This window comes from Serratia sp. AS12, assembly GCF_000214195.1.
GTDB classification, from domain to species: Bacteria; Pseudomonadota; Gammaproteobacteria; order Enterobacterales; family Enterobacteriaceae; genus Serratia; species Serratia plymuthica.
The window spans coordinates 4,360,993-4,380,496 of sequence record NC_015566.1 but is presented as its reverse complement, the minus strand read 5'-3'; the positions used below and the strand labels follow the sequence as shown (position 1 = coordinate 4,380,496).

At 47.4% G+C, this 19,504-nt stretch carries 21 protein-coding genes and 1 tRNA gene; 15 read left to right on the top strand and 7 right to left on the bottom strand.

The annotated features are described in order from the left end of the window. Positions 1-157 precede the first annotated feature (157 nt). The 14 genes from SERAS12_RS20460 (at position 158) to SERAS12_RS20390 (ending at position 14,800) form a co-directional block, all read left to right on the top strand. A tRNA-Gly gene (locus tag SERAS12_RS20460) sits at positions 158-231 on the top strand. A 164-nt stretch (positions 232-395) separates the two neighbouring features. Next, positions 396-1,610 carry an integrase arm-type DNA-binding domain-containing protein gene (locus tag SERAS12_RS20455; protein ID WP_013814373.1) on the top strand — a complete coding sequence of 405 codons (1,215 nt, stop codon included), beginning with the start codon at positions 396-398 and terminating at the stop codon, positions 1,608-1,610. 144 nt (positions 1,611-1,754) lie between these two features. Continuing rightward, entirely contained in the window at positions 1,755-2,108 is a 354-nt protein-coding gene (locus tag SERAS12_RS20450) for a hypothetical protein (RefSeq protein ID WP_013814372.1), read from the top strand. Positions 2,109-2,123: 15 nt separating this feature from the next. Beyond that, positions 2,124-2,585 carry a hypothetical protein gene (locus tag SERAS12_RS20445; RefSeq protein ID WP_013814371.1) on the top strand — a complete coding sequence of 154 codons (462 nt, stop codon included), beginning with the start codon at positions 2,124-2,126 and terminating at the stop codon, positions 2,583-2,585. A 227-nt stretch (positions 2,586-2,812) separates the two neighbouring features. Further along, complete coding sequence (locus SERAS12_RS25855) at positions 2,813-3,010, top strand: AlpA family transcriptional regulator (RefSeq protein ID WP_013814370.1); 198 nt, start codon at positions 2,813-2,815, stop codon at positions 3,008-3,010. A gap of 91 nt (positions 3,011-3,101) precedes the next feature. Beyond that, positions 3,102-3,941, top strand: a complete 840-nt coding sequence (locus SERAS12_RS20435; protein WP_013814369.1) for an antA/AntB antirepressor family protein — start codon at positions 3,102-3,104, stop codon at positions 3,939-3,941. Positions 3,942-4,432: 491 nt separating this feature from the next. Then, positions 4,433-4,762 (top strand): host cell division inhibitor Icd-like protein, encoded by a 330-nt coding sequence (locus SERAS12_RS26665; protein WP_239440960.1) that lies wholly within the window; start codon positions 4,433-4,435, stop codon positions 4,760-4,762. A gap of 186 nt (positions 4,763-4,948) precedes the next feature. Further along, complete coding sequence (locus SERAS12_RS20420; RefSeq protein ID WP_013814366.1) at positions 4,949-5,287, top strand: hypothetical protein; 339 nt, start codon at positions 4,949-4,951, stop codon at positions 5,285-5,287. Next, the gene (locus SERAS12_RS20415; RefSeq protein WP_013814365.1) at positions 5,284-7,392 is read left to right on the top strand and encodes a DUF927 domain-containing protein; all 2,109 of its coding nucleotides are present in this window, start codon (positions 5,284-5,286) and stop codon (positions 7,390-7,392) included. The genes SERAS12_RS20420 and SERAS12_RS20415 overlap by 4 nt, the downstream gene beginning before the upstream one ends. A gap of 500 nt (positions 7,393-7,892) precedes the next feature. After that, positions 7,893-8,762 (top strand): DUF2971 domain-containing protein, encoded by an 870-nt coding sequence (locus SERAS12_RS20410; RefSeq protein ID WP_013814364.1) that lies wholly within the window; start codon positions 7,893-7,895, stop codon positions 8,760-8,762. Positions 8,763-8,830: 68 nt separating this feature from the next. Then, complete coding sequence (locus SERAS12_RS20405) at positions 8,831-9,517, top strand: Abi-alpha family protein (RefSeq protein ID WP_013814363.1); 687 nt, start codon at positions 8,831-8,833, stop codon at positions 9,515-9,517. Between the two features lie 210 nt (positions 9,518-9,727). After that, on the top strand, positions 9,728-10,252 hold the full coding sequence (locus SERAS12_RS20400) for a hypothetical protein (protein ID WP_013814362.1): 525 nt from the start codon (positions 9,728-9,730) through the stop codon (positions 10,250-10,252). Then, on the top strand, positions 10,249-10,539 hold the full coding sequence (locus tag SERAS12_RS20395) for an AlpA family transcriptional regulator (RefSeq protein ID WP_013814361.1): 291 nt from the start codon (positions 10,249-10,251) through the stop codon (positions 10,537-10,539). Before SERAS12_RS20400 ends, SERAS12_RS20395 begins: the two co-directional genes overlap by 4 nt. Positions 10,540-10,549: 10 nt before the next feature. After that, positions 10,550-14,800 carry a hypothetical protein gene (locus tag SERAS12_RS20390; RefSeq protein ID WP_013814360.1) on the top strand — a complete coding sequence of 1,417 codons (4,251 nt, stop codon included), beginning with the start codon at positions 10,550-10,552 and terminating at the stop codon, positions 14,798-14,800. Between the two features lie 974 nt (positions 14,801-15,774). Here the strand turns inward: SERAS12_RS20390 and SERAS12_RS20385 are convergent. The 3 genes from SERAS12_RS20385 to xisR are packed head-to-tail and all read right to left on the bottom strand — an operon-like array spanning position 15,775 to position 16,522. After that, positions 15,775-16,056 carry an excisionase gene (locus tag SERAS12_RS20385; protein ID WP_013814358.1) on the bottom strand — a complete coding sequence of 94 codons (282 nt, stop codon included), beginning with the start codon at positions 16,054-16,056 and terminating at the stop codon, positions 15,775-15,777. Position 16,057: 1 nt separating this feature from the next. Further along, positions 16,058-16,294, bottom strand: a complete 237-nt coding sequence (locus tag SERAS12_RS20380; RefSeq protein WP_013814357.1) for an excisionase — start codon at positions 16,292-16,294, stop codon at positions 16,058-16,060. Positions 16,295-16,303: 9 nt separating this feature from the next. Further along, complete coding sequence (gene xisR / locus SERAS12_RS25845; protein WP_013814356.1) at positions 16,304-16,522, bottom strand: excisionase family protein; 219 nt, start codon at positions 16,520-16,522, stop codon at positions 16,304-16,306. 102 nt (positions 16,523-16,624) lie between these two features. Between xisR and SERAS12_RS20375 the strand changes: the two genes are divergently transcribed. Next, the gene (locus tag SERAS12_RS20375) at positions 16,625-16,972 is read left to right on the top strand and encodes a hypothetical protein (protein ID WP_013814355.1); all 348 of its coding nucleotides are present in this window, start codon (positions 16,625-16,627) and stop codon (positions 16,970-16,972) included. 339 nt (positions 16,973-17,311) lie between these two features. Here SERAS12_RS20375 and SERAS12_RS20370 read toward each other — a convergent pair whose 3' ends face one another. The 4 genes from SERAS12_RS20370 to SERAS12_RS20355 are packed head-to-tail and all read right to left on the bottom strand — an operon-like array spanning position 17,312 to position 19,471. Continuing rightward, positions 17,312-17,806 (bottom strand): hypothetical protein, encoded by a 495-nt coding sequence (locus SERAS12_RS20370; protein WP_013814354.1) that lies wholly within the window; start codon positions 17,804-17,806, stop codon positions 17,312-17,314. A 12-nt stretch (positions 17,807-17,818) separates the two neighbouring features. Beyond that, complete coding sequence (locus tag SERAS12_RS20365) at positions 17,819-18,355, bottom strand: hypothetical protein (RefSeq protein WP_013814353.1); 537 nt, start codon at positions 18,353-18,355, stop codon at positions 17,819-17,821. Between the two features lie 30 nt (positions 18,356-18,385). After that, entirely contained in the window at positions 18,386-19,246 is an 861-nt protein-coding gene (locus tag SERAS12_RS20360) for a hypothetical protein (protein ID WP_239440959.1), read from the bottom strand. A 3-nt stretch (positions 19,247-19,249) separates the two neighbouring features. Beyond that, a complete protein-coding gene (locus SERAS12_RS20355; RefSeq protein ID WP_013814351.1) occupies positions 19,250-19,471 on the bottom strand; it encodes a hypothetical protein in 222 nt (73 codons plus the stop codon). Positions 19,472-19,504: the final 33 nt, after the last annotated feature.

Genomic DNA, 19,504 nt, shown 5'->3' with positions numbered 1-19,504 from the left:
TGAACATCAACCGGTGCAGGCGACTGCGCCGGTTTTTTTTCGCATGTTGGAAAAAACAGGGGACCGATGCGGCTAACTGCTTAAAATATCGGCAATTACGCGCTATCTCCGCTTGCCCGACGTGGATAACCGGTTATAATGCCAGTCGCACACCGATGCGGGTGTAGTTCAATGGTAGAACGGCAGCTTCCCAAGCTGCATACGAGGGTTCGATTCCCTTCACCCGCTCCAAACACACTTCTCTCAACGTCTACCAAAGCCCACTAAACCCAGTAATCACAAGCCTCTCGGTAAAAGCTCGTTATCTCAACGTCTACACACATCTACCCAAATCTATACATCCATGTGTATAGTAATGAGTATAGGACGTTTGATTTACCTCGGAGCTATACACAATGCCCCTCACAGACCTTGAGCTACGGCGCTCTAAGCCGCAAGACAAGCCCTATACACTCAGTGATGGCGGTGGGCTTTCTATACTCATTGAGCCGAACGGTTCCAAAGGCTGGCGCTTTCGCTACCGCTTCGACGGTAAACCCAAAATGCTTTCCCTCGGCACATATCCCACAGTTTCACTAACCGACGCAAGGCAAAAGCGCGATGAGGCTAAAAAGCTGGTGGCATCGGGCATTAACCCCAGCGAAGCCAGGAAGCAGCAGAAACGAGATCGGCAAGATGTGACTGGCAATACCTTCGAGGGGATAGCGCGGGAATGGTACGTCAAGCGGCGAGATCGCTGGTCAGAGTCCTACGCAGAAGAGATGATGAAAACGTTTGAGAGCGATGTTTTCCCATACATCGGCCATCGGCCAATTGCCGAAATAAAGCCAATGGAGCTTATGGGGACGCTTTCTAAACTCGACGAACGTGGCGCAACAGAGAAGTTACGCAAGGTGCGCCAGCGGTGTGGGGAGGTATGGAAATATGCCATCGTCACCGGTAGGGCTGAATATAACCCAGCTCCAGATCTCGCCAGCGCGTTCTCACCGCATAAAAAAGAACACTATGCCTTCTTGTCAGTTGCCGAGCTGCCCGACTTTTTCCGCACCTTTAACACATACACCGGCAGCCTGATCGTTAAGCTGGCTATGCGCTTGCTTATTATCACAGGGACAAGGCCGGGAGAACTGCGTAAGGCTGAATGGTCGGAGTTTGATTTTGATAACCGACTCTGGGAAGTACCGCCCGAACGCATGAAGAAACGCCGCCCTCATTGTGTACCTTTATCCGACCAGGCCATCAGTATCCTGGAACAGCTTAAACCGCTGACCGGTCATTACAGCTACGTGTTTCCGGGCAGGATCCACCACAGCAAGCCAATAAGCGAAATGGCTATGAATGTTCTGGTTCGCCGTATTGGTTACGCTGGGCGTGTAACAGGCCACGGCTTCCGCCACACCATGAGCACCATTCTGCACGAGCAGGGCTATAACACCGCTTGGATTGAAACTCAGTTGGCCCATGTCGATAAAAATTCTATCCGTGGCACATACAACCATGCCCAATACTTGGATGGTCGCCGGGAAATGCTTCAGTGGTATGCCGATTATATAGATGCGCTGGAGCGTGGCGATAATGTTGTGCATGGCACATTTGGGAAAAGTGCATGACTGGACATATAGACAGTGCTGTTATACCGCAGTAGACTTGTGTAGAAGAACAAAGAATAGGCTATGTCTAGGCTGATCCCCGAAAACCCGTACACCTCTACGGGCTGGCATAGCCGCCAAAATTTAGAGGACGCGAGGTGGCGTATGGTAAATAATTTAAATATTCTTGCTGATCTAGAAGCAAAAGAGCAAGAGTTTATTTCAGTCAGAGAATTGTTTGAGCGTATTCGACTTCTTCAACCTCATGTGACTGATATTGAAATAGCTAAGTGGTTAGCTTGGTTGATAAAAAACAAACAACAACCTGAGTTTGTCTGGCGAAATAAGCGTGGAGATATAGAGACAACTAATTGGAATGAAGATCCTGACTTTGATCGCCTTATCGATATTGTTTTGGAGGAAGGGATAGTGCCAATTGTAAAAAGGGCACCTACCAACGTGGTGACAAACATTGCATTAGACGTGCCAATGGATTTTGATGATGATATTCCGTTTTGATTTGGAGGGTTAACTATGGCTGGCGGTTGGGGTAATAACGATAATACAAAGGCTAATTTATTTGATAGCTATGGATTTAGAAGGGATGAGTTGGCGGATTTTCTAGAGGGTACTGGTGTTTTTTTACACATACCTCTAGATGAAATTAAAGAAAGTATACGTCTTGAATATGATGAATCTAACTGTGTTGAAGAGAATGTATTGTTAGAGAAGTTAATGCAAGAGAATAAAACTCTTAAAGAACAAAACGAAAATCTTAAAGCTTCGATTCCTTTATTACTAGGGAAGTATAGGAGTGATGATCCGCTCCTATTAGCCATAGAGATAAGAAATAGCGAATGGAGAAAATACGATCCTGAAAACGATAGAGCTACCAGAGGCAACCAGGACTCCACTATCAAGTATCTACAGGACAAGGGTTACACGAAAAGACAAGCGGAGTCTATTGAATTGGTTGCTTGTCCGATCAAGCGATAACAGGTCTGTCTAGGGGTGAAGATCTTCAAATAATCTCTCACCCTAATAGTTAAGTTGGCCCCAATTAGGCTTACCCTCAGGGTGACTACTCAAGTTTCCTGCCATCACACCCTTAACCCTAAGGGTAAAGTGAACACAAAAACCCTCAAGCTTGAGCCTTTGAATTTTTTCGTTTTTTCTGTGCGACGATATCCCTTGTAAACGATAATAAACTTTATGAGGTATACATGAATCAATCTTTAATTCGTCTACCAGATGTCCAGCGCCGCACTGGCTACAGCAAGGCATGGATCTATCGCCTCATGTCGGAGGGAAAATTTCCTGCATCAGTAAAAATTGGCACTCGTGCCATTGCCTTCGTTGAAAGTGAAGTTGATGAATGGGTCAATCAGCGCATTATTGAAGCCCGTAGGGAGGTCATCTGATAAAAATATCATGTGCTCATGTTTTGCGGGTGTTTGCGATAAATTGAATCCAATATTCATCGGCAGAAAAATTTTTAACGAGGAATAACCAATGAAACTAAAAAATACGGCCAACACTGGCCGGGGCCAAACTCACCCCAAAGAAAGCCATAGTGCCATTAACGGCAATGACTTCGCCACCTTGGTGCCGGTTATTTCCGGTCAGATCGGTGGGCGTGAAAGCAATATTGTGAGCGCGAAGTCGTTACATAAAGCTCTGGGTGTGGGCAATGACTTCTCTACATGGATAAAGCTCCGCATTGATGAATATGGCTTCGTATTGGGAACGGATTACGCAGTTTTTGATTCCTTAGATTTCAGGAATCAAAGCGCAAATATTGACCAGCAGGAGGGCGGATGGGTATCGAAGCGTGGTGGTGATCGGCGTAGCAAGGATTACGGCTTATCGCTGGGAATGAGTAAAGAACTGGCGATGGTAGAACGCAACGACCAGGGTCGCGCCGTTCGCCGCTATTTCATCCAGTGTGAGGAAGCATTAAACCGCAGCGTGCCGGAAATTGCCGCACAGTATCGCCGTCAGCTCAAGGCCCGCATAGGGGCCGCCAACCTGTTTAAACCAATGTGCGCTGCACTGGATGCGGCCCGCGCCGAACAGGGTAAGCAGACGCTACAGCGCCACTACAGCAACGAAAGCAACATGATAGCTAAGATTGTGCTGTGCGGGCTGACGAGCAAGCAATGGGCTCAGGTGAACGGCGTAGCTGGCGATCCACGTGACGGTATGGACGCGGATCAACTGGATCACCTCACCTATCTGGAAAGCACCAATATCACGCTGATCGAGCTGGGGCAGGAATACCATCAGCGCAAAGCTGAGCTGATACGCCTGTCACAGCGCTGGCTGGCTAAACGTCTGGGAGGGCTGGAATGAGGGAGCATAAAACAAAAGCGGCCTTGCAGGGCCGCCAGTGTCATTACATGAAATCGAAACAAAGCCAGACTATCACACCGATCGATCAGGTCAACTCAACAGAAGGCGGTTTTAATTATAGGCCAGGCATACATTTTAATTATGTGGCCGGCACACATTTAGCGTTCCATCAACCTTTTGGCTCAATGCCCCGTTGCTGTAGTTCTTTACGTGCCAGCTCCTTTAGCCAGTTGGCTAGGCTAACCCCATCCTTTTGCGCTTCACTTTCCATCTGTTCTTTCAGATCCGGATTGATCCGCATGTGGAATGGAGGGGATTTTCCGGCCCCTCGAGATTGGCTATCTCGTATTGACATGTGTACACCTATAGGGATATGGTTTATATCGTTAGGTGTACACCTTAGCATGGTGGGGCCTGATAAAGAAACGCCCCCAAACAGTATTACCAGTACTGAATGGAGGCTCACCAAACCGTTAATTGAGGTAACGATTATGGCTGATACCCAGTCTACCCAAACTCGTCCAAAATATCACTTCCGCTTCCTGGCTCTCGATCGCGCCAATCGGAAAGCCGCCCCTTGCTGCATATCTGTTGACGCCAGTTCTGAGTGTGAGGCCCGCCGCGTTCTGGCACCGTATTTCATCCTATCGCTAGCTGCCCGACTACCGGTATATGGTGAAAGTCATCAGACTGCATCAACTGTTACGGAAATCGAAATGGTTGGAGGAATGGTCAAAATGCCCACACCTTCAGCCATAGAGAAAATCTCTACCCCTTCAGTCTGCATTTCGGAAATCGAAACAGAGGTGCGTAATGCATAGCATATCCCACGAACTCACTTCTTCGATCCTGTTGGTACGCCAATGCAAGGCTTTGAACTGGGTGCTCACCTCCGATATGGAGCCGGACATTGAAGACTTTGCAGCGCTAGGCATGCTTATGACTGAGAAATTGGCGGCCCTTGATTCCTTGCTTTGTCAGGCTGAAGCGGCCCAGATGAGGGGGAAATGATGGATCAGATGAAATATAGAGAGCTGGAAAAACGCGTAGAAGCGCTTGAGCTGGCATTAGTGACGATGCAGCGTAAAGGTGACGTGCCGGATGGCATGGCTCCATTAACCACGTTGGCGGCTGAGATGGGTTTATCCACCAGCAAGGCGGAAGAGCTGGCACGTAACTGCGGTGTGATGATTGTTCGCCAGGGGAACGGCTACCTTGCCCACGCGGGTAAATTCCGCGAGGCCGCTTCGCTGGTGATCCGTGGCGCCAAGCGTAAATACGGCAGCAAGTACTGGTATCACCCGACGCTCGGGAAATTCATCATGATTAAGGCGGCTCAAGCATGAGAAATGCCCCGAACGTCAAGCAACTGCCAAAGGATAAGCTCACCGAGGCCGTTATTTTTGCTGGCGCTGATGCATACGCCCACGCTCAACACTGGATAGAGAGCGAGGGGAAAAGGCACGGTGATAATGTTCCGCCTGTTTATCTGGACGGCAAGCAACTGGCTGAACTGGGTAACCTGCGCATTATCGACAAAGGGCGGCAATCTGCCCGCGTGTATCTGGCCGGTGATATTGAACAAATCCAGATTAATGCCATTGGCGAAAAGTTGGCGCTGGCGGGTGTGATGGAGGCGAAACTCTACAAGGGTATTCCCGACCGGGAGCCGGAGAACTGGCGAGAGTATTTAGCCAGGGTGCGAGAGCAGGCTGCACAGGGGGAAAGCCTGGTTGAAGATATGCGCAAAGCGAGTGGAAATCGTGCGCCAGCAGATGAGCTGGCCCCCCGCATAGAATCCCGCGCTGGCGGCCTGTATTGGGTTACGCCCAAAATCGATAAGCAATCTGGAGAAGTGATCCGCCCGGGCCAATGGCTGTGTGGACCGGTAGAAGTGCTGGGAATCGGTGAGGGAGATAACAGCGATTTTGTGATTCTGCGCTGGCAGCCGACAGGCGGCCGGCCTGAACGAATAGAAGCTATTCCGCCTGGCGATATTGGTAATCGTGAAGGTTGGACGCGACTGAATAACCGGGGATTGCGCGTCACGGCAAATCCCCGGCTGCGTGCCATCCTTGCCGACCATCTGACAGACAGTGATACCGGGGAGCTGTGGAGCGTGGCACAGGCTACCGGCTGGCAGTGCGGTGCATACATTATGCCGGACGGTGAGGTTATCGGGGAACCGAAAACCCCGGTTCTATTCAACGGTAGATCGGCAGCGGCGAAAGGTTACACCGTCAAGGGTACGGCAGAGAGTTGGCGCGGAAGTGTGGCGATGCTGGCGCAGGGGAACCCGTCAATGATGCTTGGCATTGCCTGTGCGCTTGCCGCGCCTTTGATTGGTGTTGCTGGCGCTGATGGTTTCGGCGTCCATCTCTTTGGCGGATCGTCCGCAGGTAAAACTACCACCGGCAACGCGGCCAGTACGGTCTATGGTGAACCAGACGCCCTAAAACTCACCTGGTACTCCACTGCACTTGGCTTGGTTAATGAGGCTGCAGCCCACAATGATGGCTTTATGCCGCTGGATGAGATCGGGCAGGGGAGTAACCGACGCGCTGTGGCTGATGCGGCCTATGCGCTGTTTAACGGTGTAGGCAAGATCCAAGGTGCTAAAGAAGGTGGCAACCGTGATATTAAGCGCTGGAGGGCTATGGCATTCAGCACCGGCGAGATCGACATGGAAAGCTATATTCGGGCCGATGGTGGCAAGGTGAATGCGGGTCAACTGGTGCGCCTGCTGAACGTGCCGATCAGTAAAGCAACGGTGTATCACGGCCATGCCGATGGTAAGGCCCATGCTGATGCAATGCGTGATGCCTGCAAAGACAACTATGGCGCAGTAGGTCGGGAGTGGATCAAGCAGTTGGCCAGCCAGAAAGAAGCCTCAGCCGAAGCTGTACGCAGTGCAGAACGTCGTTGGCTTGGTTTGCTACCAGATGAGGCCAGCGAGCAGGTACGGCGCGTTGCATCCCGCTTTGCTGTTCTTGAGGCCGCCCTTGTACTTTCTCTGCACCTCACCGGATGGTCAGAACAGGAAAGCCGAGACGCGTTACAGCATAGTTTCAATGCCTGGGTGAATGAGTTCGGTTTGGGAAACCGTGAGGCTAAAGCATGGGTAGAGCAAGCTGAGGCATTTCTGCAGCGTTTTGGCTATAGCCGTTACTTACCTCATCCTCAGACGGATCCACGCGACTTGCCGATCAAAGATCTCGCAGGGTACCGAGTAAAGCGAGTTAATGATGATTTGCTGGTGTTTCACACTTTCCCAGCAGTATTCCGGGATGAGATTGCCAGTGGCGCCAATGCGACCGCATTCGCACAGGTATTAGCAGATGCGGGTATGTTGGACAAACCCAACAAGGGGATTACAAAGAAAAATCTACGGATTGATGGTAAGCAGCTTCACCTTGTAGCTTTAATGCTTCCTGAGGATGAAGAGGGATAACTCTCACATGTAGAAAAAATAGGTCGGGTCGGTAGGGTCAGTCGGGGCAGTTTTTTATTGTAATGATTTTATTGGTTTTTAATGAGGTTACTGACCCGACTTTGACCCGACTTTATACAGTCTGACCCGACTTGGATTTGAGAAGTTTTTTCTGGCTGGCGATTTGACCCGACTTTGATGTGGTTGACCCGAACTGCAGGTCGGGTCAGCAAGACAGAGTTAACTATTAAATATCAAATAATTATGTAGATGACCCGACTAACCCGAACAACCCGACGCACTTTTGTTTATATAGAAGGAAAATCACTTTTTCATGGCAATTCAATATGTAGGGTAGTTTGTTAGTTGGCGGGTCTAGTGTCTATACTGTTCCACATAATTGATGGTCAGGAAAAAGGGATGAGCCCTTGTTTTTGGATGGTTTGAAAATTTATTTTAAGATGTATTTATTAGTTCGATTTAAAATAATTACATTAAGAAATTAATTTAAATGATATTTTATGGGTGAGGTAATGTTTAAATATTTCCCGCAATCACGTTTTGATGTGTTATTAAATAATCTTATTTGCTTCAGTAATCCTATTAACTTCAATGATCCGTTTGAGTTTTATTCAATATTTGAATTTAGTAAAATGCAAGAGTTTATTGAAGGTGAGTTTAATAATCTTGATTTTGTTAGTATCCTTGATAACCTCACAGAAGAACAACGGTTTTTTTATAATTCCTTAAGTGATGATGATAAACTTAAATTCTTAGAGTTGGTAAAGCCGGCAGCTAAGATACAATCATATTTTCTAAAAGATAATGTTGATGCCTTAGCCAATCAGTTATTCAAAAAATTCAATGAGTCATTAATTGATGTGGTAAGGGTTCTCTGCCTTAGTGAGAAGCCAGATAATCTACTTATGTGGGGGCATTATGCAGAGTCACATACAGGGTTTGTCATCGAGTTTGACGAAACCCATAGTTTTTTCAATCAACGTAGAAGCTTAAAGGATGAGTTTGGATTTCTCCGGAAGGTAAAATATCAGAAGGATATTAATGTAATAGATCCAACAAAAGAAGATAGTGCGGTTGAGCATTTTATCTTGAAAAGTGAGGAGTGGAAATATGAGAGTGAATGGCGAATGCTAATGCCTGTAAACATGGCTAGTGAAAGTAAAGTTTATAATAATATAGTCTATGATCTTTTTAGTTTTCCAAGTAACAGTATTAAATGTATTATTTTAGGCTGTAGGTCGGGGGATGAGTTCGACAGCAAAGTAAAGGATTTGATTAACAATGATGATAGGTACTCTCACGTTAAGTTATTTAAGTGTAAGCGTTCCGATGCTCGGTACGAGGTTTTAATCAACCCTATTGATGTTTAGATGCTAAATATTGATTGTGATTTTATCATTTCTGACGTGAATGAAATTTGGTCATAAAGGAGATAACGATGTTTGAAGAAGAAGCAAAAGCAGTACAAGAAGCATCGAAAGCTGTGGTGAAAGTAACGGATGCTGCTCAACAGTCAGGCTCTTTCATTGCAAAATTTATTTCAGGCTCTTTAGAACAAGGGGTTGGGATATTTGAGGATAAATTGAAATATATCCGTTTTGAAAGACAAATGCGGTTAATGAAAAAAACTCAGAGCTTGTTAGTTGAGTATGGCCTGCATGCACCAGATAAAGCGATACCACTTAAAATAGCTATACCGATATTTCAGGCTGCAACTATGGAGGAAGATGATTTTCTTCAAGATCAGTGGGCGAATTTACTGATTAATGCTTCCAGTAGCCAATTCGAACAAGAAGTAAAGAGGGTGCACATATCAATTCTTGAAAATCTATCCTCCCTAGACGCCCATATTTTAAATTTAATATATTCAATTCCTCTCGATGAGGGTTCTGCTACCAGAATCGCCACTACATCCTTGCCGGAACGGGTCTTCATTGCGAATGATAACAACAGATATGAAAAAAAGTTACCCAAAGAAATTATTCTGTCTTTGTCTAATTTAACTAGATTGGGATGTATAGAACCTTTATCGACATATGGCGGCGGAGCTTACTTTTATGAAGTATTGCCCACAGAGTTAGGGCGCGACTTTGTTAGGGCTTGCCAGTTGCAACAAAAAAATTAGGTGGCTGTCTGAATTTCGACAAATTTTGTACTCACAAATCATAAACACTAATAAAGTGCAGTAAAAGCAAAAAGAACTAGCCACCAACGTTAGTACGCGCTAAATTTCCGAATGATGCCGGAGTGAGCCTAAAAGCTGCTCCGGTTTTTTATTGCCCGCAATCCAGCCCTGACAGGTTCGCCTGTTGGGGCTTTTTTATGGAGATTTTTCATGTCAGAACACGAAACAGCGCTGGAGTCTTTAAGGCAGGAAGAAGAGTTCGCTGATGAGTATCAGAGGATTTTTGGCGGTGCCGATGAGGATGTGGTTTACATCGGTGATAAACCCAAGAAAGTAATAAATTATAAAGGTGGCAAGTTTACCTTCTTCAGGCTTGCTCCCATATCTGTACCTGCCACGGTTGCTACCTATCTGCTCGGATTCAAAGGGGTATTCTCAAGCGTTGGCGAGATGAAAGTTGAGCTGGAGCGCTGCCGGCAAGTTAAGCAACACAGTGAGTTAATCGGTGAATCGCAGCGCCTGGCCGCCCAGCAGCATCGACAGCAACAGGAAGAACGGCAACGAACAACGGTTCGCATCGGTAGTGACAAGATTGATCTGGCAAAAATGACCAGTGCCCGGATGCGTGATTTAGCCGAAGATAACGGTATTAATCCGTACCTCCTCCCGTCAGCGCCCGCCGACATGCGTACTTATCTCATCAATCATTTCAAACGTCAGGAGAAAAACCTATGAGCGAACAAATTCTGCGTGAAAAGGATGTGATTAGAAAGCTAAGTGTAAGTCGCGATTTGTTCCGCTATCTGTTGGAGAGCGATCAGTTTCCTGCCCCCTTTGATATTTCCGGTCGCGGTGCTATCGGATGGCGTGAGGCTGAGGTTGATGAATGGATCATCAAACAGTCCAAGGCAAAGCGCCGGGCAGCAGTTATAGCCAACAGAGCGTTCCAGAAAGGTGACGCTAAAGAACATGAAGGTGGGATCAGTTCAGCGCTGGCCTTGCTCTCTGACAACATGATTTAAGGGGCATGATATGGGTGTTCAAGGTTTAGCGGATGGTTTTCTGGCAGGCTTCAATACTGCCGATGCAGCCATTTCTCGCAAAAAAGAGCTGGGGCTGCGTGATGCGATGCTCCAACAGCAAGTTAAAGACTCAGATCGAAATTATGGCCTAGCGCAAGCAGGTTTTGATTGGAAAAAAGACACTGATAACCGTGACTTTGACAATTTGAAACAACAGCAGGCTCTCAGCCAACAAAATGCCGATCGCAATTTCTCCCTGGATGCACGACGGGTCAATATCAGTGCAGCCGGCGAGGCCAGACAATCCAGTCAGCAGCAAATGGATATCATGGAAAAGCGTTTCGGTGGCTCAGTTTCAGGGATCATGAATGCCGTAAGGGCTGGAGATTCTGAGACAGCTAATGCCTTATGGTCGCGGTTACCGAAAGAGGCTCAGCAGTTTTATAACATTGCCAACCCTGGCTACATTATGAATCCTAAAGCGGCCCAAGGCTCTGCTTATCTGGCAAGTATGGGATCCGCATTGATGAGCGGTCAGGTAAATCCCGATGATCCGAAAGTTATCTCTGCCGCCAATGAAGTGCTAGCCCCTGAACTGTCGGTTAAGCCTGGAGAGCTTGCCGATGATGGGAAGCCGATGAAAGCCAGGCGTTTGACGCATATCATGCCGGCAGGTCAGGCGGGAAATTATCATTTTGGCGTTGAGATAACGCGAGCGGATGGTTCCATCTACTCTGCGCCGATCACCAAAAACCGCTCCACCGACCCAAAGGATGAGGTCCTCTCGCTTTCCAGTGAAAAGGTAATGCAGACATTAGCCCAAAGGGCCGCAGCATTCCGTATGCTAAACCCTGCTGGTGCACAAGGCGGTGAAACATATACACCCCCGGATGAAAATCAACCGTTCATGCCGGTGCAGGATTTTATGCAGGTCCCCCAGCATATTCGCTTTCAGCAGATCAATGCCGGAAAAACTGCCGATGAGATTATGTCCGCTTACAACAATAGTGGAATGGAACGGCAGAAATATATCAATGACCTGAAGAAGAATGGCCAGCTTGAAAACCCTGATCCTAATGCTGAATTAAAGGGAGCTACCCAGGGCCAGCTAAAAACGGCGGGGTTTGCTTACCGATTACAAAACTCCCTCAATATGATGGATCAATTAGCGACCGATGGCGCTAGCCCGCGTACCGTTGGTACTGCTTTTGGCGCCGTAGGTGGGGGAGCTGTGTCCTCGATGTTACTTGGAAACAAAAACCAGCAGTGGCAATCAGCGGCACGAGATGCCATTGCTGCTGTATTGCGTCACGAGTCTGGCGCAGCCATTCCTGATTCTGAAGTTAAGACATATATGCAAATGTACTTTCCACAGGCCGGTGACACCGATGAAACGTCACAAGCCAAACGTGGGCTGCTACAAGCACAATTGAATCAACTTATCGCCCAATCTGGCGGTGCCTATGATGCGATGAGCCAGTCGATTGCGCAGCGTCAGGATGTTGCGGGTGTGGGCAAAGCCCCTTCAGCAGCAGGTGAACTAAGGCTGTTTGGCGACAAGCCATTTTCTACCGAGAGAATGGCCAGAGCATCGCGTTCAGGGAAAACACCAGGTGCCAAGATCGAGGCTGTTGAGGACGGTTTCGCCATTCGAATGCCACCAGCCGGCGAAGAGATTCAATCGACACCTAGTGATATTCAGCCCTCAGCAGCTCCGCAGTCAGCCTTACAGCCTGATGTACCTCAAAACAAACCACTGCAAGCGAGACAATTGATGGGCTCGGCTGGGGTACCGATTGTGCCTGAGGCCGTACAAATGTTAAGAAATAACCCTGCATCTGCAGCGCAATTCGATCAGACCTTCGGCGAGGGAATGAGTGAATATTTCCTTGGAGGGCAGCCAGGCCCAAAAGCTGAAGGGCTGACTGTTACCGATCAGCCCGCCCAAACGCCTTCTCCACAGCAATATGCCCAAAGCGCCAAGGTTGGTACTGGCATCGGTGGTGCACCTCAATCTGCGCCGGGGCTGCCTGCCCAAAGTACCCAGATTTCCATGCCCGCCTCGGCAAACCGTGCTTATGTCATGGATCAGGCCAGGCAATCGGGGTGGCACCCGGAATTAGGTGCCGCCCATGAGTTCACGTCAGTGGACCAGGAATCATGGGATGCGATGAGGACCAATATCCGCCGTCTGCCACCGGCGGATCAAATGCGCGTGGCTGGGATGATCACGGCCAAATTTGGCGGTAGTGCACGGCAGGACGAACAGGGGCGAATTTACGTTACAGTGCCCAGTGGTGAATATCTTCTCAATGCCCCGGGAATGACACGGCAAGCGGTGGATAATCTTTCGCAAGTGCAGCCCGCGCCGGCGCCTCAATCAGATAATTCGATAGTAGCTCCTGTATCCCCTGCAGATCCGAATCCGTATGCCCAATTTGCCCCTCGAGGTATTGCGGGGCAGGCGGAAGAACAAGACAGTGAAACTGAGAGCAACCCTTATGCGCGGTTTGCTACACAGCAGGCGGATCCGCAGCAACAAGGTGTAATGGGCGATATTGCTCTCGGGATGAGCGAGGCGGGCAAATCCATTGCCCAAGCCGGTGTTAATACGGCGAATATCATTCCCGAAGTCGGTGATGCCGTACAGAGTGCGGCTGCATGGACAGGTAAGCAGATGGGGATCGGTGATGGTACCTACACGCCGGCGACAAGGTTTGAGCTGCCTGAAAATCTGCGGCCACAAACCAATGAGGGGCAGATCGCTGCTGAAGCTCTCCCTTACCTGGTTAACCCGGCCTCATCGTTGGCGCGGAATGCAACGGGCGCTGGCGCGAAAATTGCCGGATTAGCTGCTGAGAATGCAACGGGGGTGCTGGCCGCCAACAGCAATCAGCATGATGCGGGTAAGTTGGCTCAGGATATGGGCACCTCGATGGCCGTTAGCGGTGCCACTCGCGTGGCAGCCAATGCTATCGGGACTGGATATCGGGCACTCAAAGGCCAGATCGCACCGGAATCCAAGGCTGCGATAGACTTCGCAGATCAGCATAACGCGCCGTTGATGACGAGCGATATAAAACAGCCACAAACTTTCGTGGGCCGCTCTGCCCAGCAGTTGGGTGAGAAGATCCCCTTGGTTGGGACGGGGCAAATGCGGGCCAATCAGCAACAGGCCCGTTCTCGCCTGGTCGATGACTTCTCGCAGCGATATGGTACCTATTCCGCCGATGATGTGGTCAACAGCCTGAAGAGCAAAACGGATGCGGTCAAAAAGGCTGCCGGCGCACGTTTCAATGAAATCCGCACCAGAATGGATAGCGTAGGCAATATCGAACCGCAAAAGGCTATTTCTGCCATCGATAGTGAAATTTCGCACCTTTCCAGATTAGGTAAGGTCAGTGATACCGACACGATCGCCCGACTGAAGGATTATCGTGAGGAGCTGTCGAACGGCAAGATCACCTTCAGCTTGCTGGATGACCTGCGAACGCAATTCAGGACGGATGTGAAAGGAGAGCGCATGGTGATGCCTGATCGCTCAACCGTTGCGCTCAATCGGGTCTACGACGGAATGACCAACGATCTCAACGCGGCAGTACGAAAAGGGCTTGGGAGTCGTGATGTAGGGCGCTGGGCCAACGCGAAAGCGGTATACGCGGAGGAAGCGCAAAAGGTTAAAAACACCCGGATAAAGAATATTCTGTTGAAGGGACACCTGACACCGGAAAGCGTCAATACCATGCTGTTTAGCAATAAGCCCAGTGATGTAAAAATTCTCTACGAGTCGCTGGATACTAAAGGGCGGCAATCTGCGCGCGCTGGGTTGATAGCCAAGGCTATGGACGGAGAAGCCTCTCCCGATCGGTTCCTGATGCGACTGAACAAGCTCTCCGCCCAAACCGGGATACTTTTCAAGGGTGAGGAACGGCAGTATCTCACAGGGCTTAAAAAGTATCTGGAGAGCACTAGGCGTGCTTCCCAATCATCGCTGACATTGCCCAACGGTCAGGTTGTTGCCCAGGGGGCTGCAGTGATTGGCCCTGGACTGGTTGGTATTTTTGCAGGTCCAGTGGCTGCTGCTAAAACAGTGACTGCTGGTCTGGCATATGCCGGCATGGCTCGTGCCTATGAAAGCACCGCGGTTCGTAACGCGATGTTGAAGTTGGCCAATAAGCCGAGGGGCAGTAGTGCGTTTGAACGAGATGCTGATGCTGTGAACCGAGTGCTTACCGCCACCCTGCAAGGGATGAAGGAATGATTGGGTGCCAAGGATGCTGAGGTATGGTCATTTTGACCATACCTGCGTGATACCAATGACAAGGTGCTAAAAAAACCTTGGAACAAAAATCAAATGGTTAACGATGTCACTTGTGGTAAACGATTAACCAATAAAACCCCCTCTAAACAGCAGCCCGGCGCAATTTTGCGCCCGCTGATTTGATTGATAAAAACGAATTGGCAAAGGTCGATATATGGCTTGGGAGAAGAGGCGTTTATAGGGAGTATAAAATTGCGCAGATCTGCGAATTGCGCACTGTGCAAGGATGGGACGGCCTAGTCTGCGCAAAGTGCCGCCGAGCTCTTAACTACAGTGGCTCTCAGCCATTCTCGACTCGGTGCGCAAATTTGCGAATAGTATATTTTTTCGTATTCATTCGAGGGGGAGAAATTGCGCAAGCAAACACGCCGCTATACCACATCATTACCTTACATTGGCCCCGAGAGCCTCGCATTTCTGAGGGGGTATATACCGAATGGAAATGCGCTAAAATATGAGGCTCTGCACGGTATCCTGGTCATTACCCGCCGCGGTGGTAACCTCATGGTGAGTATTGGCGGCCACAGCTTCCCACTGTTACTGACCACTACACAAGTGGGCTTCGGTGTACGCTATTGGTATCAATGCCCTCAATGCTGCAGGCGCGCCTCAAAGCTGTACATTAACCCTGATATTCTTGCTTGCCGAGAATGCTCTGGTCTTCACTACGCCAGTCAGAGCAAAAGCCCATTGCAACGCTGTCTGCAGTTGGGGCAAAGAGCAAACGCAAGGTCGCTGGCATTGTGGCCGGATTACTGGAACCAAATGGCACGTGTGAGATTTAAGCTTTCTCGGCTGCCTAAACCCGCTGGAATGAGATGGGACACGTTCAACCGGCGGCGCTTGGATATTCTCCGGCTTAGGGCGAAGCATTGCGAATTCAGGCAAAAACTTAGCCACCAGTATCACCTCCGTTAGGTGCGTTTTTTTCTTGCTGGAATTGGCATTTCGCTCATGATTTTAGCGAGCAATGGGTTTGCATTTTCCTGCTGAGTTTCGGCATAAAGCTTCCTTGCCAGAGTGAATGAATGCGGCTTGATGTAAATGGCATCCTCTCTGACCCGGTAGGATCGGCCATGCTTTTCTGGTGCCGGATAGATATTCCCGCTGTTAGCCCAACGCCGGAGTGTTTTCACCGCGGGTATGTTATCGGCGTAGGTTCTGTTTGCCCATTCTTCCAAAGTCAGTAATTTCACGTTATTGCCCATCCATCAGGATTCGCCTCGCTAGCGGGGAAATCTTCCTGCTTATCTCCGGTTTTGCCAGCATTCCGACATATCTTGCATTTGCTTCGACCATCCAATGTCTTCCAACTCTCACGGCTGGCGGATAAATCATATTTAACTTGGCGTATTTCTTTAGCGTTTGGGGTGATGGTTTGGCATCGCCAAACTCTTCAACTGCCCATTTGTGTAGTGTTTGCAACCTGGCCATTGAACCTCCTTATGCGTTCCTGATCAGTCTGTTAATTTCCGGGTGGTTATACCAAATAATACCGCGCCGAGCTCTTTCCCCACCGGGTGATATCCGCTTGAAATGGATACCCTCTATCCAGCACTCTTGGCGGTATCGCTCAATCTGCCTGGCACTAAGTCCAGTCTTTGCCGTCAGTGCATCTTCGACAATCCATTCATGATCAAAAACCAGCTGTTCTTTTAACACTCAAGTGGCTCACTTTTCATTCGATGTGGTTTGTTCATTCGGTGTTCAATGTTTTGGCCGGGATGTCCGGCTAACTGGAACAAACTTTAAGAGGTATCAAGAATGTCTACTATGAGCTGTAAAAAATGTGTAATGGCAGGGGCTAAGGTTGCTTCGAGGCAGCGTTCCACGCTAATGGCGAGAAAGCGGACGGGGAAAAATGGATTGCATTTCTATATGTTGCGCGAAGATCAGATCAAAACCAGATGGACGGAAAGTGAAGCGATGGCTATCAAGATTACAGCAGACGCGATGGCGTCCAACCCCGCAGTCGAAACCAACGTTGCCGCGATCCGGGGCTTCCTGGTTATGTTTGCCGAAGCTCCCGAAATGTTGGTGCACGTCCATAGCAAACTGAAGGCCGCCAGCCTTCCCATACCGGAATGGTTACCTGGTATTTCTGATGAATAAGTGATTCTTTACCTATATCTGACTTTTTGTCGGAAAGTCAGGCATGGGCCATCAAGCTTTTGCCTGACCTTTTGAGTAAAATACATACGTTTTGTATTTGATGCAGCCTCCCCTTTACCATATGGGAGAATAGACACAAAGTTACAGGGTCTTTACGTCAGTGGTGGAATCCTAGGCATGGTGGTTAGCATGATTGGTGCAAACCAAACATAGTATCGGGGATGCTGGCAAGTCGATGGATTGTTTTTCGGTGCGCTGAGCTTGACCTTTAATTTGGGTAGCATGCCGGATTGGCAGAATGAGAAGGTGGGCTTAACCCCACCACGCCCTTCTTGGGGCTTAATCCATATCTATAACTTTATTTTCAAAAGCGCGAATAGCCTCTTTTGATTTTTCATATGAGCGCTTTGCTGTAATTTGAAGTGCTAAATTAATTATGGTGTAGTTAGGTGACATCCCTTGAATCTCTCTCAGTTTCTTAATGTCATTATTAAAAAATAATGATATTACATCCAGTGATTCTGATAGCTCACTTTTGAGATTTGGGAAGTATATGTTTATACTCATATGTATTACACTTAGTGTTCTCCACCAAATCTCATCAATTTCCTCTATTTCATTTTCTTTTATATATTCTTTTTCAAATAAATTAATATATCTATTTATAGTCAAATCCAGTTCATAAATTGAAAGGTATAAGTTCTCTTTTTTTTGTTTTAAAATCTTTAGGTTGTCGTGTTTCTTATTGGCAAAATAAGTGATTGTAGATGTAGCAACCGCACCAGCTATCGCACATCCGCCACCGAAAAGAGCCCCGAGAAGTGTGCTGTCCATTTTAATACCTTATTATATATCTAGGGATATTATGTTTTTTTTGTAATTGCTTATTAAGTCTTTTGCCTCTGTATATCGTTCTTTTACCTTGAAGGTATCATAGTGCTTATTTGACTCCTCATGGTTAAATATGCTGATTACTGACTTCATAGATGCAACTGAGGAATAAAAAACCATTACCTTTCTTGTCATGTTTTCACAATCAACTTGTGTTTTCGGAAAGTAAATTGAATTAATTGTTATTATTTTGTTGGCTTTTCTTTCAATTGATGCTAGCGATCTAATGTCTTTTATTGCGTTGTCAACTGTTACTGCTGAGATGGCGTAGGAGTCACCAAGCGTATCAAAATGCTTCAATGAAATTATTTCATTCATTTCTTCGCAAAGTGATAGCACTTCCTCTCTTTTTGCCTGCAACAACTTCGTTCTTTCTAAATTACTATTTGATATTACCGTCCATATTACTGTTGTACATGCAGTAATAATCGCTGTTACTGCACCTATAACTGCTCCAATTAAAGTGCTATCAATGGTTATTGCTGTAGTCATTAATTAATCCTGCTGTAACACAATAATTCATTAAGCCCCTCGTGAGGCCTGTCTTTTATATCTTTTTATACCTGGCCCTATGCTTTTTTCAGGTTTCTGTATTGCAGAACCGTTTGTTTCCATGAACAAAGGGAAGTCAAACCAAGATATGCTGGATATTTCTTCTGATGAAATTATTAAGTCCATGTCATTTATTTGTTTTTTCTTCATCGTTCTTGTTGATAGGGCTGATTTTGTTTTAAATTCACTGGGGTAATTATTAGTGAATTCAATTGATAATGTAGAGCTATCTCTATAGCCTGACATTATTGGGAAAAGAGAAATATATTGGTTAGGTTTTTCATTCTCAGTTGGTTCATCAAGACCGTTAACTATTCCAATATAAACTTTTCTTGACGAAAGACTAATTAGTACAGGTCTTTTTGGTGTTTCTTCCATAGCATCCAGAAGCATGGCATCGAAAGTGCCGTGATTAACTGTCATTCTTAAAACACGCAACTTCATTGCGTGTGGAATGCTATAGTGGCATTGTTTTTCATACATAAATCCTAAGAATAGGTTTTTAATGAAAACAATTAAAACCCAAAGTAAAGATATAGCTATTGACCCAATTGATAGCATGGCCATCCAGGCATATATTCTATCGGTAGACTTGTTTTTAGTTACCTGGAATCCACTTGCTACATCAGTTATTAGATGGAAGTCAGGAAAGAAAAACTTAATTATTGCAGCAGATATTGCTGCACCAATAACACAAAAAGCACCAAAGCTTGCTACTTTTAAATACAAAAGCTGGCCATCATATCGGTGAAGTTTGTAATAGTGGAATAAGTTAGCGGTTACCATGATGTAACCGCTAACTAAAATTGGTATTAAAAGCAGAGCAATCAAATTTTACTTCCTGGCAGAAGCAGCTTTACCGCTGACGATCATTGCAGCCCAACGCTGCATCTCTTTTACTTCCGGAAGCTGTGCAATCTCTTCGGATGGTATGTAGGCAGCTCCGCGTCCAACAATGCGCATCTGAGCGACTTGACGCTCAGCATTGTCGGGCAAAGAGCTTACCTGCCCATAACGCTTTGTTTCTGCTTTTGAGTTACCCCAGAACCTTTTCATACACCCTCCTTTGGATTACCAAAAAGGTAATCT

Coding starts and splice junctions, on each gene's coding strand:
- SERAS12_RS20445 (WP_013814371.1), top strand. CDS start 2,124: ATGGCTGGCGGTTGGGGTAATAACGATAATACAAAGGCTAATTTATTT.
- SERAS12_RS26665 (WP_239440960.1), top strand. CDS start 4,433: ATGGCTGATACCCAGTCTACCCAAACTCGTCCAAAATATCACTTCCGC.
- SERAS12_RS20380 (WP_013814357.1), bottom strand. CDS start 16,294: ATGGCCAGGTTGCAAACACTACACAAATGGGCAGTTGAAGAGTTTGGC.
- SERAS12_RS20450 (WP_013814372.1), top strand. CDS start 1,755: ATGGTAAATAATTTAAATATTCTTGCTGATCTAGAAGCAAAAGAGCAA.
- SERAS12_RS20420 (WP_013814366.1), top strand. CDS start 4,949: ATGATGGATCAGATGAAATATAGAGAGCTGGAAAAACGCGTAGAAGCG.
- SERAS12_RS20435 (WP_013814369.1), top strand. CDS start 3,102: ATGAAACTAAAAAATACGGCCAACACTGGCCGGGGCCAAACTCACCCC.
- SERAS12_RS25855 (WP_013814370.1), top strand. CDS start 2,813: ATGAATCAATCTTTAATTCGTCTACCAGATGTCCAGCGCCGCACTGGC.
- SERAS12_RS20375 (WP_013814355.1), top strand. CDS start 16,625: ATGTCTACTATGAGCTGTAAAAAATGTGTAATGGCAGGGGCTAAGGTT.
- SERAS12_RS20410 (WP_013814364.1), top strand. CDS start 7,893: ATGGGTGAGGTAATGTTTAAATATTTCCCGCAATCACGTTTTGATGTG.
- SERAS12_RS20355 (WP_013814351.1), bottom strand. CDS start 19,471: ATGAAAAGGTTCTGGGGTAACTCAAAAGCAGAAACAAAGCGTTATGGG.
- SERAS12_RS20415 (WP_013814365.1), top strand. CDS start 5,284: ATGAGAAATGCCCCGAACGTCAAGCAACTGCCAAAGGATAAGCTCACC.
- SERAS12_RS20395 (WP_013814361.1), top strand. CDS start 10,249: ATGAGCGAACAAATTCTGCGTGAAAAGGATGTGATTAGAAAGCTAAGT.
- SERAS12_RS20400 (WP_013814362.1), top strand. CDS start 9,728: ATGTCAGAACACGAAACAGCGCTGGAGTCTTTAAGGCAGGAAGAAGAG.
- SERAS12_RS20370 (WP_013814354.1), bottom strand. CDS start 17,806: ATGGACAGCACACTTCTCGGGGCTCTTTTCGGTGGCGGATGTGCGATA.
- SERAS12_RS20365 (WP_013814353.1), bottom strand. CDS start 18,355: ATGACTACAGCAATAACCATTGATAGCACTTTAATTGGAGCAGTTATA.
- SERAS12_RS20455 (WP_013814373.1), top strand. CDS start 396: ATGCCCCTCACAGACCTTGAGCTACGGCGCTCTAAGCCGCAAGACAAG.
- SERAS12_RS20405 (WP_013814363.1), top strand. CDS start 8,831: ATGTTTGAAGAAGAAGCAAAAGCAGTACAAGAAGCATCGAAAGCTGTG.
- SERAS12_RS20390 (WP_013814360.1), top strand. CDS start 10,550: ATGGGTGTTCAAGGTTTAGCGGATGGTTTTCTGGCAGGCTTCAATACT.